Origin of the sequence: Rouxiella sp. WC2420 (assembly GCF_041200025.1) — a bacterium.
In the GTDB taxonomy this organism is placed as follows: Bacteria; Pseudomonadota; Gammaproteobacteria; order Enterobacterales; family Enterobacteriaceae; genus Rouxiella.
Window position 1 is genome coordinate 3,736,781 of the sequence record NZ_CP165628.1, and the last position, 14,111, is coordinate 3,750,891.

General features: G+C 51.0%; 10 protein-coding genes. 1 reads left to right on the forward strand and 9 read right to left on the reverse strand.

Going from position 1 to position 14,111, the window contains the following annotated elements; all coding sequences use genetic code 11:
* Positions 1–128: 128 nt before the first annotated feature.
* The 5 genes from ldtD to cmoM form a co-directional block, all read right to left on the reverse strand.
* Positions 129–1,988, reverse strand: coding sequence for a L,D-transpeptidase (gene ldtD, locus AB3G37_RS17405; protein WP_369788614.1), 1,860 nt, complete (start codon positions 1,986–1,988; stop codon positions 129–131).
* A 363-nt stretch (positions 1,989–2,351) separates the two neighbouring features.
* Complete coding sequence (gene mukB / locus AB3G37_RS17410) at positions 2,352–6,809, reverse strand: chromosome partition protein MukB (protein WP_369788615.1); 4,458 nt, start codon at positions 6,807–6,809, stop codon at positions 2,352–2,354.
* Positions 6,806–7,534: a chromosome partition protein MukE gene (gene mukE / locus AB3G37_RS17415; RefSeq protein ID WP_369788616.1), complete on the reverse strand. Its 729-nt coding sequence runs from the start codon at positions 7,532–7,534 to the stop codon at positions 6,806–6,808. Before mukE ends, mukB begins: the two co-directional genes overlap by 4 nt.
* Complete coding sequence (mukF, locus tag AB3G37_RS17420) at positions 7,515–8,840, reverse strand: chromosome partition protein MukF (protein WP_369788617.1); 1,326 nt, start codon at positions 8,838–8,840, stop codon at positions 7,515–7,517. The genes mukE and mukF overlap by 20 nt, the downstream gene beginning before the upstream one ends.
* Complete coding sequence (gene cmoM, locus AB3G37_RS17425; protein ID WP_037378177.1) at positions 8,837–9,598, reverse strand: tRNA uridine 5-oxyacetic acid(34) methyltransferase CmoM; 762 nt, start codon at positions 9,596–9,598, stop codon at positions 8,837–8,839. The genes mukF and cmoM overlap by 4 nt, the downstream gene beginning before the upstream one ends.
* A gap of 239 nt (positions 9,599–9,837) precedes the next feature.
* Between cmoM and elyC the strand changes: the two genes are divergently transcribed.
* A complete protein-coding gene (gene elyC / locus AB3G37_RS17430) occupies positions 9,838–10,635 on the forward strand; it encodes an envelope biogenesis factor ElyC (protein ID WP_009636630.1) in 798 nt (265 codons plus the stop codon).
* Positions 10,636–10,707: 72 nt separating this feature from the next.
* Here the strand turns inward: elyC and kdsB are convergent, their stop codons facing one another.
* The 4 genes from kdsB to AB3G37_RS17450 form a co-directional block, all read right to left on the reverse strand.
* Positions 10,708–11,460 carry a 3-deoxy-manno-octulosonate cytidylyltransferase gene (gene kdsB, locus AB3G37_RS17435; RefSeq protein WP_009636631.1) on the reverse strand — a complete coding sequence of 251 codons (753 nt, stop codon included), beginning with the start codon at positions 11,458–11,460 and terminating at the stop codon, positions 10,708–10,710.
* Positions 11,457–11,639 carry a Trm112 family protein gene (locus AB3G37_RS17440; protein WP_009636632.1) on the reverse strand — a complete coding sequence of 61 codons (183 nt, stop codon included), beginning with the start codon at positions 11,637–11,639 and terminating at the stop codon, positions 11,457–11,459. The genes kdsB and AB3G37_RS17440 overlap by 4 nt, the downstream gene beginning before the upstream one ends.
* 335 nt (positions 11,640–11,974) lie before the next feature.
* The gene (locus AB3G37_RS17445; protein WP_369788618.1) at positions 11,975–13,204 is read right to left on the reverse strand and encodes a winged helix-turn-helix domain-containing protein; all 1,230 of its coding nucleotides are present in this window, start codon (positions 13,202–13,204) and stop codon (positions 11,975–11,977) included.
* Positions 13,205–13,376: 172 nt separating this feature from the next.
* Complete coding sequence (locus AB3G37_RS17450) at positions 13,377–13,586, reverse strand: cold-shock protein (protein WP_009636634.1); 210 nt, start codon at positions 13,584–13,586, stop codon at positions 13,377–13,379.
* Positions 13,587–14,111: the final 525 nt, after the last annotated feature.

Below are 14,111 nucleotides of genomic sequence, written 5' to 3' on the forward strand. Positions count from 1 at the left end.
GCAACCATAACCGCACCGAATTGGTGAGTCAACCGGGCGTACAGGCAGTCATAATCGCCTATAACACCCAATTCAATCATTTCGAGTCAGTCTTTCAGACACTTATCAGGTTAAATTTACTGCATTTATTAAAGCAATTTTTCTGCCTGTGTCAGGATTTGTGCGCCAGATCTCACTGTGGAATCATAATTGTAAATATCTGTACGGAATTGAGGCTTACCATCTTCCGCGACCCAAGCTGTCAGATAGAACAATTTTACCGGTATGCGATGGCGAATCGGCACAAATGTCGTGCTGCCACCCTGCACAGTTGAAGAGATCCTTGCGTCATTCCAACCCGTATCCTGCAGCAGCATATTTGCCAGCTCGGAAGCTTTATTGACACGCACACAGCCAGAGCTTAGAGCACGCGCATCGCGCTGGAACAGATTGTGATTTGGCGTATCGTGAAGATAGATTGCGTCCGAGCTTGGCATATTGAATTTGTAACGACCCAGCGCGCTCATCGAACCAGCTTCCTGGCGAACGCGGTACGGGAAGTGGTCCGGTGATACCATGCTCCAGTTGATGGTTGAAGGATCAATCACTTCCGCATCATTGCTCCAACCAGATAACAGCTGGAAGCCATGTTTTTGCAAATAGCTCGGGTCACGCATCACTTTAGGTACGATATCTTCACGCACCAAAGTGGTTGGCACATTCCACGGCGGGTTCAGCACCACGTTACTCAAGACGCTACTCATCAACGGCGTCTTGCGGCTTGGCCTGCCGACAATCACTCGGGAAGCCAAGACTTCACTGCCGTTAAGATAGTATTTCAGCGAATAGTTCGGAATATTGACCATGATGCCGGTGCTGACATCACCCGGCAGAATCCGCAGTCGCTGAATATTCAACGCCAGCAAAGTGGCACGCAGTCGCGGCGATGCATTCAGCCACTGACGAGTGCCGGGGCCAATGATACCGTCAGCCTCCAGCCCCTGCCATTTCTGGAATCGCTTAACCGCGTCCACCAGCTGAGGGGTATAAATGTTATCAGACACAGTCACAATCGGCGCAGAACCTGTCTGTGTGGCTGGCGTCTGAGTTGAATCAGGAGTCGGTGTCGGCAAAACGTCTTGTACCGAGGTCGCTGAAGGACTGACTGCCGGGGTCGGTTTCTGAGTTTTATCAGCTGTCTCATCGACAGAGAAATCCTCGACATTATTATTGGTCGGATTCTGGGCGATAGTTTCTGCAGTTGGAGCCGGGGTCGAATTATCAGTTACGTCAATCATTGAAGCACTGCGAGCCAGGATTTGGCGCAGTACCGGCACGTCGTCGCTGACCTGTCCAGGACGCAGACTAACGCGACTCGTCATTTGCGGCCAGGTTTGACTATCGGCCAGCAAAGTCTTCAACGCAGCATGCATTTTCTTGTACTGCGGATGCTGCGGCTCCAGCGTCGTCACGTAATGGGCCGTCGTCCCGTGGCGCACCGCAAGCTGCCACTGATTGATGACTGTCAGCGGCGGCGTAGTCATTTTATAAGGAGTATTACTGTACAGCCAGTTACTGCCGTTGACCTCAACTCCGCTGGTAAATTGCAGGTAGCCTATCATCGCGTCGGACAGCACGACATCGCGGGCCATGCCTTTGATGCTTGGATCGGTCAGCCATCTCACCCATTGAGTAAACTGCGGCTGAATACCGGAGATCGCCACCTCTGCCAGCTGCTGCTGGAATTGATGCACGGCGTCCCTGTCCTGCCACATTGCCTGCATATGGTTGGCCGCATAGAGCGAGGACAAAGTGGAAAGATACAGCGGCTTAACCCCAATCGGCAGCTCAGCCTGCAGGTGATTCATACTTTGCACGCTGGAAAGCGTGGTGGTTCTCACCGGCATTGTCGGCATTGCCGCATAGCTCTGGGTTAATGGGGCAATACTGGCAGCCAACAAACTCCCCGCCAGCAGCACCCTCAGAGACTCATTACGCTTAAGCATCATCCCCTGCCTCACTTGAATAACATAAAATTACTGCCGGAAACTGCCCATAGATTAAGTATATAGACAGAATTTTAAATTGCTCAGGCCGACAAGATAATTGCCTCCTCATTCATAAGGAGACTCTATGTTAGCGGCTGTACAAATTAAAGCCTTGTGTTGCGCTTTATAGTTTTTAATCTATTAAATGAGTAAAAAATCGGCAATCATCTATTTATTGCAACTTTTGCTGATATTTGTGGCCTATTTTTTTGAAAAAAAACAAAAGCCCCAACCAATAGTATTCGGTTGAGGCTTTAAAATGAGCAATATTTTAAGCTGACTAATTTGCAACTAAATATGGCTTTCAGGCTTCAGCGTAGGTAATCAGCCTTCAGCAGCAATATCTGCCGCCGAATTTTCCACCGCTGGAAGCTCGGCGGCAAATCCGCGCAGCCCCACTACGTGTACGTGTTCAGTATTCTGGAACACCTTACGTACCAGCTTGTAGGTGGTGCCTTTCTCGGGACTGATATTTTCCGGCGCTGCAATAATTAACTGCATCTGCAATCTGTCGCACAGCTCGAACAGCGTAGCGATGGATTTGGCATCCAGACGCGCGGCTTCATCGAGGAACAGCAGGCGACAAGGGGAAATGTCCTTGCCGCGCAGACGGCTGGACTCGTCTTCCCAGCTCTGTACTACCATCACCAGAATAGACATACCGGTACCGATCGCCTCACCGGTCGACAGCGCGCCACTCTCTGCGCGCAGCCAGCCGTCGGAGCCACGGTTAACTTCCACTTCCATCTCGAGATAGTTGCGGTAGTCCAGCAACTCTTCGCCGATGGTCTGCGGCGTGCGTTGGCCCATATCAATCTGCGGATTGAGGCGCTGATAGAGTTTCGCCAACGCTTCTGAGAAGGTCAGACGATTGCTGGTGAACAAGTCCTGATGTTGCTCTTGCTGTTCTGACAATACGTCCAGCAGCCCGGCATGCGCCTCGCGAACGTTTACATTCAAACGAACACTTTTCACCTGTCCAAAGGCCACAGCCTGTAATCCCTGATTCAGCTGGCGAATACGGTTCTGCTCGCGCTGGATGGTTTTACGGATAATATTGGCCACGCTTTTCGAGCTGATTGCCAGCTGCTGTTCGCGTGCAGTCAGCTCTTCGGTCAGACGGCCCAGCTCGATTTCCATCTGTTCGATGGCCTCTACCGGATCGTCGGTACGAATAATATCCTGACGAATACGTTCGCGCAGATGCTGATAAACCGCAATGTAGAACTGAATTTTACGCTCAGGACGTTTCGGATCTTCCGACAGACGCAGCACATCGCGAAGATGTTCGTTGTCTGAAACGGCCAGACGCAGCGCGCCCAGTGATTTATCCGACATAGAACGCAGCTCGTCGCCGTCCATATAGGCCAGCTCGCGGCGATGAAGGCGACGTTCGACGCCGTTGTCTTTCACCAAACGCATCACCGCACACCAGCCAGCCTTCGCTGTGACTACGTGCTCACGGCTCTGGTGATAATCACGCTCAAGCTTGCGCAATTTCTTCTGCAAATTGTCCATCTCGGCTTCGCAGAAGGTAATCTGTTTTTCCAGCTGGTTGCAGCGCGCACGGTTGGTGCTCAGCATCTGATGCAGTTCGTCACGACGAGCGCGGGAACGGGCCTCAGCGTTTGGATCGGCTGGAACACCAATGTCCTGCAGCTCTTGCCCAAGCTCTTTGAGCATGTCGCGCTTGGCTTCGAACGAGCTTTTCAACGAGGCCAGAAGCTGGCTGTATTGAGTCAGCTGAGTTTGATGCTGACGCACCTGTTCACGGGCACGGCTGCGCTCCGCTTCGGCACTTTCTAAACGGTTACGCAGCTTGTCGTTGAGATCCGAGTTTTCGGTCAACATGCCGGCAGAGTCGGTATAGCTGAAGTGCGCGCGACGCTGAACCACCTCCGTCAAGGAAAACGCCTGCTGCTTGGCCAGACGCTGAGCGTGCTGCGCCTGTGCGTAATCTTCCTTTAACTGCTCGTGTTGCTCCGGGTCGCTTTGCAGCACGGAAACCAGCGGCTCCAGCTTGCCTAACGAAACACCGTGCTGCTGAATAAAGCGCGCAGAGTCCTGGGCTTCGTCCAGCTCGTCGCGAAGCTCTTCCACGCGATCAGTGAGTGTTTCATCACACAGCAGGCCAACGCGCGGTTGCAGCTTGTTCAGTAAAGCCGCAGCTTCTTTCGACTGTTCATACTGCTGGCGTTGCTGCTGATTCTGACCTTCGTGAGCACTCAAAGCGCGTTCAAGCTCGCCGCGACGGCCACTCAGTGAGCGGATGTCTGCTTCAGGATCGGAATCAAAAGCTACCGCAAGATGGCTGCCGATAAAGCGACTGAATGCCTGATGCAAACGCTGAATTTTTTGTACGTCGAACGACAGGTTGGCATAGCGTTCTGACAGCGTTTCACGTTCTTTATTTAACACTTCCAGGCGATTTTCACGCGCGGCACGGCCAAACAGCGGCACCTCAGGGAAGTGGGAATAACGCCATTGACGATCGCCGGTTTTCACCAGCACCGCTTTTTGCATCTCTTCGACCGCAAATACGCTGTCATCAAATGACTGCGGATCGCCCTCAACCAGGTAAAGGTCTTCCGGGCAGTCATCGAGGCCGTCTAGCTGATCGCGGATGCGCGACAGGTCAGGAACCACGATCGCATGACGCGACGGGCCATACAGCGCGGAGAAGTAAGGCGCATCGTCAATGGTTACGTCGTCATAAATTTCGGACAGCAGCACACCGCCAAAACGCTCGGCCAGTGCAATCATGCGCGGATCCTCAGCGCCGCTCGGCTGGCTCAGGCGAGTGATCTGCCCTTCAATCTTGCGTTTGCGGGCAGCGACCTGGTCGCGTTCAACCGTGGTATCGCGCTCGGTTTCCAGCAGCTGCTGCATGAACTCGGTCACCTGCTGGCTACTTTCCAGCGGCTCTTTGCTCTGTTCGCTTAGTTGGCTCAGGGCATCCTGCGCAGCCAGCCACACTGGGGCGCGGGTAGTCAGCTCGCGAATACGTGCCTGTATCTGTTCCAGCTCCTGGCGCATTTCCATGCGACGTTCGCCGGCTTGCGAAACGGTCACCGACAACTCTTCGATCTGCACGTCGAGTTCGCGCTGAAGTTCATCGAGATCTTCAGGCTGCACGTCCTGCCCAGTGCGTTTGCAGAATTCTTGCAGCTGGCGCTCGGCGTCTTGCTGCTCGCGCAAACGCCCTTCCAGCTCGGTCAAACGCATGCGCAGCGGCTCAACGCGTTCAGACTGATGCTGCTGGGAAGACCAATCGCGCAGCAGTTCGCGGGCAGTCTGCCAGGCTTCACTGCGGCTAACTTCACCTGCGATTTTCACCACCAGCTGATAAGCGTTTTCAAACTGGCTGTGTGCGGCCTGCGCCACACTCATTTTCTGCTCGAGCTGCAACAGGATATCAGTCGCTTCCTGTTCACGTCCGTGGAAGGTTTCAAGCCAGTCTTCGCTATTGGCGATACTCAAATCTGGCAGCTGGCACAGCTCGCGGGCACGCTCGATAGCCTGCAACGCTTGCTGATACTGAATAGCACGGGTCTGTTGAACGTCGAGTGCCTGCTGGTAGTCGGCCAACTGACTTTTAAGCTCATCCACTTCAAGCTCGGCGGCTTCGGCACGGGCTTCGTGCTCGGCGTGCAGCTCGCTAGATTCGGCAACGACTTCATTCTGCTCTTCAAGGCGATAGGTCAGCTCTTCCAGATCAGACTGATAACGTTCGATTTTTTCCTGCTGGCGCATCGCGGTCTGCACCAGATTCAGGTGATCGCTGGCGGCCTGATAATCAGTTTCAAGATCGCTCTGCGATCCACTTTGCTCTGCAAGCTCGCGCGCCATTTCGACGTGGCGATATTGTTCACCGGCCAGCTGTTTACGACTGCTCAGGAGTTCATTACGCAGTACCAACGCGCCGTCGAGATGAATACGACGCTCATTGGCGTGGCGCATGTAGTCGGCGGCTACGTATGAAGTTGCTTCTGAAATCAGATGCTTGAACAGGTCACGGTCAGACTGCGTAACGCGTATTGCTTCCAGCGTCATGCGGTTTTCACGCAGTGCGGCTTCCATATCCTGGAATGCCTTTCGCACGCCGCTGTTTTCCGGTAACAAATAGTCACGCAGCGATCGGGTAATGGCGCTGGAGATCCCGCCGTACAGCGAGGCCTCAATCAGGCGATAAAATTTGCTGCGATCCGCAGCCGAGCGCAGGCGACGTGGGATCACACCCAAGTCAAACATCAGCGAGTGATAGTCGGTAATGGAGTTAAACTGCTTGAACTGCACTCCTTCCATCTCTTCTACGCGCTCTTTCAACTCTTGCAGAGACAGCACGCGCGCCTGGCGCTCGCCCACGGTTTCGGTAAGAATTTCCGTTGGTTGAACCGCGGTTGGCAACCCCTGAATGGTGAAAGGTTTGATATCAACCTTGCGATCGCGTCCGGCAATTTGCTGCAGGCGCACGCCAACAATCACGCGCTGGTGGCGCGAGTTAACCACGTCGAGGGTCGAATAACACACCCCGGCGCGCAGCTTGCCGTGTAGACCTCTGTCGCGGGAACCTGAGGTTGCCCCTGCTTCGGTGGTGTTACGAAAGTGCAGCAGGGTTAAATCAGGGATAAGCGCCGTGACAAACGCGGCCATGGTGGTTGACTTACCGGCTCCGTTACCACCGGACAGCGTGGTCACCAGCGCATCGAGGTCAAAGGTGCGGGCAAAAAAACCGTTCCAGTTAACCAGCGTCAGCGAGCGAAATTTACCGCGTTCAATCATTCGTGTTCATCCTCTGCACCTTCTGGCCCATTGTCTGCCTGCGCTTCGCTCTCGTCATTTTCATCATTGAGCAACAGGCTGTTTTCAATTGGCATCGCTTCGCCGTCACGGATCATTCGCAGCTGCGCTTCGCGGGCATCATCACCGCTGCGCACATCTGCTCCAAAGCGAAACACGGCTTCGGTGATTCTGAATTTGGTGCTGTCGGCACCTATGAAATAAACCATGCCAAGTCGGCGTAAACGGTTGAGTGAAGTTCTTACTTTTTCCTGAAGTTTTTGTCTATCGAGATCTGAACCCGTAGAACGCTGGTTGACATACTTCAGCAGTTTGCTTTCATCAGCCAGACTCAGCAATTCATCATATAACTCTTGTTGAGTAAAAATGCCTTCATGCGCCAGACGTTCCGGGCTAAGGTACAGATAACAAAGAATTTTACCTACCATCATGTCCAGCTCAGACAATACTGAACGTGGGATAAGCGTGGTTGAACGCGGGCGCAGATAGAAGAAGCCTTCCGGTGCGCGGATCAACTCAACGCTGTAACGGCTGTAAAATTGTTCGATTTCGTCCTGATAATCCATCAGGAAAGCGTGGTTATCCAATTCATCAATTCCGATATGACGGCCAGAACGAAGCTGACTGTCGAGAGCCGGGAACAGAGAATTAGCCAACGCCTGTGCCAGCTTTGCTGGCATTATTTGTTCAATATTTGTCGATGACATGGGCCTGCACCTTGGCTCCGTAATCATTGATTGCCTGCCACTGTGCTGGCAACCCTGAAAAATCTGCTTCAGCCACACCAAGGCGTACTGCCTGGTCGACCATAATTCGCGCCACGTCAAAATGGCGCACGCGTGGATACTGTTCGAGATAGTCGCGCATCACCAGTCCCAGATTCAGCGGCACTTTATCTTGCTGATAAATCAGCAAGGCTTTTTCAATCAGCGCCGCAAGCTGTTCGCGGATTTCACTAAACTCTTCAAACTCGAGATTCGCCGGCAGTTCGCCGGTCACTTCGTCACTTCGCAGTGCCAGCTCTTCGTCGCGCATGTCAAGAAGTCGATCGGCATTGGCAAAGGTGAGTGTCCACGGATTATCAAAATAGTTTTGCACCGAGAGGCGAAGGCGCTGGGCGAACACGCGATTTTTGTCCATGTCGATGGCAGTACGAATAAACTTGTGTACGTGGCGGTCGTAGCCAATCCAGAGATCGATTGCCTGTTGACCCCAGCTGGTAATTCGGTCCAGCTTGTTTTGCAGGTCATAAACCAGCTTGTCTATAAAGCCAAGATCTTCCGGACCGGTCATGGTCGCGTCCTGAATCCGCAACAGGTGGGCTTGCAGCAGATCGCCCGCAGCTTCCAGCGTATCCTGAAGCTCGCGCAAAGTTCCCGACGTTTCAGACAGCAATAGTTCACAGCTGGAAATTGCCGCACGCCAGTCTTTGCTGAGCAGCGCCGCGATGTCGTCTTTCACACCTTGCTGCTGCTCGTCCATGATGCGTTGGGTCATGTCGATGCTGTCAAAAATTTCAGCCACGGAGTATTTCAGAGGGGCAAACACATTGCGATGCCAGTGGAACTCATCGCCACCTTCATCGGCCGCATCCGCTGCGCGTTTTAGTTCCTGAGCAACAATCGATAACTGCATTGACAGTCGCAGCGTGGAAAACTCACGCTGGCGAATATAGTAATCGGTAATGCCAATCCCAAGCGGTGTTAAACGATAAATTGCGTTGCCGTCAGCCAGTTCACTGACAAAACGGTTGATCAATCGTTGACGCACCATGTCATTGATGGCGTTGTTGGCACGTACGGCAATCGTCTCGTTGGTTTGCTCAAACCCTTTGCTGACGTGGCGAAAAGCATCAATCAGTTCGCCCTCGCTCATTTCTCCATCAAGACGCTCGCCGTTTAACGTGGCAATCGCCAGAAGAAAGGCGAGTCGCTCCGTCGGCAATGAAATTGAGAAATCATTTTTACGTGCCCAGGCGACCAGTTCAGGGACAGTCTGGGAAAATTCACTCATAATTCGTCCTTCCGATCGGGTTTGTGCGCCATCACGTGAATATAACGCCCCAAACTAACAAAAGGCTCCTGTCGGCAATAACGCTGTTCCAGCGCCAGAAGCTCGTCAAAATCCTGCTTATGCTGTTGCCTGTTTCGCAGATAATCGTGAAACACTCTTACACCGGTTTTGCCGGTAATCTGCAATCCCATCTCTTCTAGCCACTGGTAAACCTGATTGGGTTCCAGCGGGTAATCGGGGAGCAACGAGCTTTTTTTTATTTTGGGTAACCCTGCTTCGACATGGCCAAAATTCCCCAACACCATGTGGCGCATCAGTAAACCATTGACGTTATAAAACATCAAAGATATAGCGCCGCCGGGCAACAGACAGTCGTTCAAGGCCTGAAGTGCCTGTTGAGGTTCCGCCAGCCATTCGATTACAGCATGAAACAATATCAGATCAACCGGCTGTTCCAAATACTGCGCAACGTCCTGAGCCGGACATTGTACAAATTGCATGTTGTCGCTCACACCTTTTTCGGCGGCCGCGGCCTTCGCCCGCTTGATCATCTCACCTGAAAGATCGCACAACAATACCTGATGTCCTAAAGCGGCCAATTCGCAGGCCATCTGACCTTCGCCGCCGCCGGCGTCAAGTATACGCAAAGGGCGTTGGGGAAGCTCGGTTAAAAGCTGTCGCAGGTCTTGTCCGAGGACAGCCTGACGAATCTGCCCTTTCGTCGTCCCATAGATATTGCGCGAAAATTTTTCTGCCATATCATCGAAGTTACGGCCCTGAGGTGATGGTTGTTCTACCTCGATACGTTTTTTCTTGCTCAATTGTTTGCTTTTACCCTGGGTATTACCCTTATTGATTGGCATCGCGCCATTAAGTTGACCGGGTATGGAAGAACCGCTTAATCTGCTATTTTGGCACAGCCTGACCTAGAATAAATCATCCTGACCGAGAATCTCGGCCGGATGGCGTTTTTTCACCCAAAAGGAAGTAAAAACCGATGCTTTTTATCCTGAAAAAGATTGTAGGCAGTCTCCTGATGCCTCTGCCCTTTTTGTTGTCTCTGATGGCGTTGGCACTGTTTTTACTGTGGTTCACCCGCAGACAAAAAACAGGGAAAGTTATTTTTTTATTCAGTTGGCTATGTCTTGGGCTGCTAAGCCTGCAACCTGTTGCTGATAGCCTGCTACGACAGTTTGAAAATACTTATGATACCTATCACGGTCAGGGTCCAGTCGACTATGTAGTGGTGCTGGGTGGTGGCTATACTTATAACCCCAAATGGGCGCCGAGTTCGAATCTGATTGATAACCAGTTACCGCGTCTCACTGAGGGTGTCAGGATTTATCTGATGAATCCAGGTTCCAAGATGATTTTCACCGGCGCAGCAGCGTTTACTAATCCGAAAAGTAACGCTGAAGTGGGCGCGTTGACAGCAGAAAGCCTGGGCGTTCCGGCCAAAGATATTATTATTCTCGACCAGCCTCTGGATACTCGTGCCGAAGCAAAAGAGGTGGCAAAACGCATTGGACATCAGCCTTTCGTTTTAGTGACATCAGCGAATCATTTGCCGCGCGCAATGGAGTTTTTCCACCAGCAGGGACTTTCGCCAATTCCGGGTCCGGCCAATCAAATGGCTATCGACTCGCCGATGGAACCTTGGGAGAGAGTCATCCCTCAGCCACTGTATTTAGTGCATAGCGAACGTTTCTGGTACGAGTTTGTCGGGAGAGTCTGGCAATTCATCACCGACAAAGTGTCAGGAAGCGACCCTCAGCCCACCAGCACGGGAAATTAACAACGGGGATTTATTTCGGCAGAATATTGTACCGTTCAGGGAAGAACGGTACATAAAGCAGTTCAGAAAAGATTATTTATTGGTAAAAAAATCGCGCACGCGCTGCAAATCTTCTGGAGTATCAACGCCTACAGAAGGTATAGCCTTCGCTACGGCAACGTGGATCTTCTCGCCATACCACAGCACGCGCAACTGCTCCAATAGCTCAATCTTCTCAAGCTGGCTCGGCTCCCATGCCACGTAACGGCGAATAAAACCGGCGCGATAGGCGTAAATTCCGATGTGGCGCAGGAAGGCATCACCGATGATTTCTTTTGAAACGGCAAAACGTTCACGATCCCAAGGAATGGCTGCACGAGAAAAATACAGCGCAAAGCCCTGAGCATCCATTACCACCTTGACTGCATTAGGGTTAAACGCTTCTTCCGCGTCGGTAATCGGTACCGCCAAAGTCGCCATGCCTGCAGCGCACCGGGCGAGGTTGTCAGCGACCTGACGCACGATTACCGGCGGTATTAATGGCTCATCGCCCTGCACATTAACGATAATTTCATCGTCGGCAAAACCACACAGCTCGATAACCTCTGCCAGCCGCTCGGTACCTGACTGGTGATCGGGACGGGTCATGCAAACTTCACCACCCGCCAACTCAACCGCGATTTTAACGTCAGGATGGTCGGTCGCCACAATCACGCGTTTGGCTCCCGATTCTCGAGCGCGCTCCATCACGTGCACTATCATTGGCTTGCCATTAATGTCGGCCAGCGGTTTACCCGGCAGGCGGCTCGACGCATAGCGAGCTGGAATAATGGCAACAAAACTCATGGATGGATCTCGTCGGCAGACAATGAACGGGCTTCAACTTCGAGCAGCACCGGAATACCATCACGAACCGGGTAAGCCAAACCATCGGCTTTACAGACAAGTTCCTGAGATTCTTTATTAAAGTACAATTTTCCGTTGCAGACTGGGCAAGCAACAATTTCAAGTAAACGATGGTCCATAATTCCTCCGTGAGGCGTAAAAGAGCACTCACTCTGTATCGAAAAGCCGACAGCAGGTAAGCCATTATGGTGACAGAGAATAGCACAGCGACTACCTGCCGTTAACTATCCTGACGGAAGAAGTTTTTGAGTGAATATTGCGAAAACTCAAGAGCAGGCGTATGATTTTTTTGTGAGCAACATCACATAAAACTGCCATTCAAGAGTGAAGAAATGAAACTTTTCCATAAAATCATCGCTATGTTTGCCAACTACAGTAATTAATCTGGTTGAGAGACAGATAAACGGCTGCCGAATGCAGCCGTTTTCAATTCATAGTCCCGTTCAGCAGAATATTATTCCGTCAGATCCCAGCCCTCACCCCAATTCTCAAGAAGCACCTGTGGAATATTGCCCACGATCACCTGGCTCGCCCCCTGCCAGCAACCAAAACGGCTAATTGCCTGGCGAATATCGCGAGATCGGCGCGATCCGATCTTGACGCCGGGTTCAATATGCAGGCTTTTTATTTCCAGGATGCCCGTTTTACGATGCATCTTGGCATCTGTGCGGCCGATGATTTCTCCACGATTGAGGATTGGTAAGGTGAAATAACCGTATTTTCGCTTGGCCTCGGGGGTATAGCATTCAATCCGGTAATCAAAATTAAACAGCTCCAGCGCTCTTTTTCGATCCCAAACTACGGGATCAAAAGGAGAAAGCAGCGTGGTCAAAGTAGAGGTAATTTTTCGCGTCAACGCTTCTTCCAGCAATTTATAACTTGATTGGTGAACAAATAACGGCTCGGCAAAGCCTTCGACTTGCACAGGCTTTATTACCCCTTCCTCCTGCAACTTGATGGCCAATTGTTTGCCGTTAACTCGTTTGAGTCGATAATAATCAGCTAACCATTCAATTCTGAAGATACCCAACGCCTCAGCGGATCGACAGAGCATTTCAAACTCGGCGCTCTGCTGGTCCAGTGCCTGTGTGACGTCATCCCATTCCGGCAAAATATTTTTTCGGAGATCGTAAACGCGATGAAAATTACGGCGCTCCGCCACCATCAACTCACCGCTGGTAAACAGTGTTTCCAGATGGCGCTTATGCGGTTTCCAGTCCCACCATCCGCTGCTTCCACGCTTGTCGGCAGTAAAGTCGGCAGATCTCACCGGGCCTTTTTCAGCAATGAGCTGCAGCAGCGCCTGAATATCGGTTTCATGCTCGGCAAACCATGTCGGATTAAATTTCCAGCCCATATTATGTGGATTCAACATCTTGTGACGCAGCAGGCGATAGTCTTCAATCGGAATAAAACAGGCTTCATGAGCCCAATACTCAAATATTTTGCGGTCGGCGAGAGCAGACTCAAGCCATTCGGAAGGATAGTTACCCAGACGACTAAAAAGAACCAGATACGGGCTGCGCGCAACCACGCTAATGGTATCGATTTGCAGTAACGCCATGCGCTGGATAGAAGTAATGACATCTTGCGGGGTAGATTGAGTTTTATGGGGGTGTTGCAATTGCTGAGCAGCAAGATGAATCGTGCGAGCGGCAGAAAGAGAAATGCTGTTTGTGGGCATATCGATATCCGTGTTTGCTGGCCGAGCCTGATTTCAATTATTTGGAGAAAGCAGCGCGTTTAACCTGTGTACGGATATCGATATCATATTTTTATCAGAGGGTAAAATTCACCACGCTGATTTGTCATCACGCTAAGGTGGTGATGACTATTGGCTAGCGGAAGAAGTCAGCTTAGAAAGCAATAACGTCTGCGGCCGCTGGGCCATGAGAAGAACTATTATAAATAGTAAATTCTACGCTTTGACCGGCATTAAGAGATTTAGTACGTGTCGCAATAGAATTGCGGCTAACGTAAATTTCGGAAGTGCCATCGAGTGGAGAAATGAAACCGTAGCCTTTAGCCTGATTAAACCATTTCACTAGACCCATTTTTAACATCATATTATTTATTTCCTTTTTTCGGGCATCCATTACAACGCTTTTTTATTATTGTTCGGATGCGCTGGCCCATTCTAAAGTTATTCTTATATAAACCTCTAATGAGCACATTTTTAACCCGCCGTCAGGGAGGGTATTCTTAACGATAAATCGACGCATCTCTTTGTGTTCGTTAAATTTGACAACACGTATCAAACATAGTTCACAAAGCGCAATTCATCAAGTTCTGCCAGTGGCATATTAGCTATGATCCACGGACTTATTGACTATGATCAAGAAAGTTACTTATGGGAGATGTTCAGAAGTTTCGTCTTATTGCGGAATCAGACTTTTTAGTGAATCAGTTTGTTAAAGTCAACAAAAGTGAGTCACAAAGGAGATAACGTATTTGGGAGGAACAACTAATTTTTAGGGTTAACACACAAATCAGTGAACTACTGGAGGGATGCTAACGATACTGTCTCATAAATAGCCTTTCAACTTCATAGGCTGTGTCTTATTAACTCATAAAACGTGATGATGGTCAAG

Coding starts and splice junctions, on each gene's coding strand:
- ldtD (WP_369788614.1), bottom strand. CDS start 1,988: ATGATGCTTAAGCGTAATGAGTCTCTGAGGGTGCTGCTGGCGGGGAGT.
- mukB (WP_369788615.1), bottom strand. CDS start 6,809: ATGATTGAACGCGGTAAATTTCGCTCGCTGACGCTGGTTAACTGGAAC.
- mukE (WP_369788616.1), bottom strand. CDS start 7,534: ATGTCATCGACAAATATTGAACAAATAATGCCAGCAAAGCTGGCACAG.
- mukF (WP_369788617.1), bottom strand. CDS start 8,840: ATGAGTGAATTTTCCCAGACTGTCCCTGAACTGGTCGCCTGGGCACGT.
- cmoM (WP_037378177.1), bottom strand. CDS start 9,598: ATGGCAGAAAAATTTTCGCGCAATATCTATGGGACGACGAAAGGGCAG.
- elyC (WP_009636630.1), top strand. CDS start 9,838: ATGCTTTTTATCCTGAAAAAGATTGTAGGCAGTCTCCTGATGCCTCTG.
- kdsB (WP_009636631.1), bottom strand. CDS start 11,460: ATGAGTTTTGTTGCCATTATTCCAGCTCGCTATGCGTCGAGCCGCCTG.
- AB3G37_RS17440 (WP_009636632.1), bottom strand. CDS start 11,639: ATGGACCATCGTTTACTTGAAATTGTTGCTTGCCCAGTCTGCAACGGA.
- AB3G37_RS17445 (WP_369788618.1), bottom strand. CDS start 13,204: ATGCCCACAAACAGCATTTCTCTTTCTGCCGCTCGCACGATTCATCTT.
- AB3G37_RS17450 (WP_009636634.1), bottom strand. CDS start 13,586: ATGATGTTAAAAATGGGTCTAGTGAAATGGTTTAATCAGGCTAAAGGC.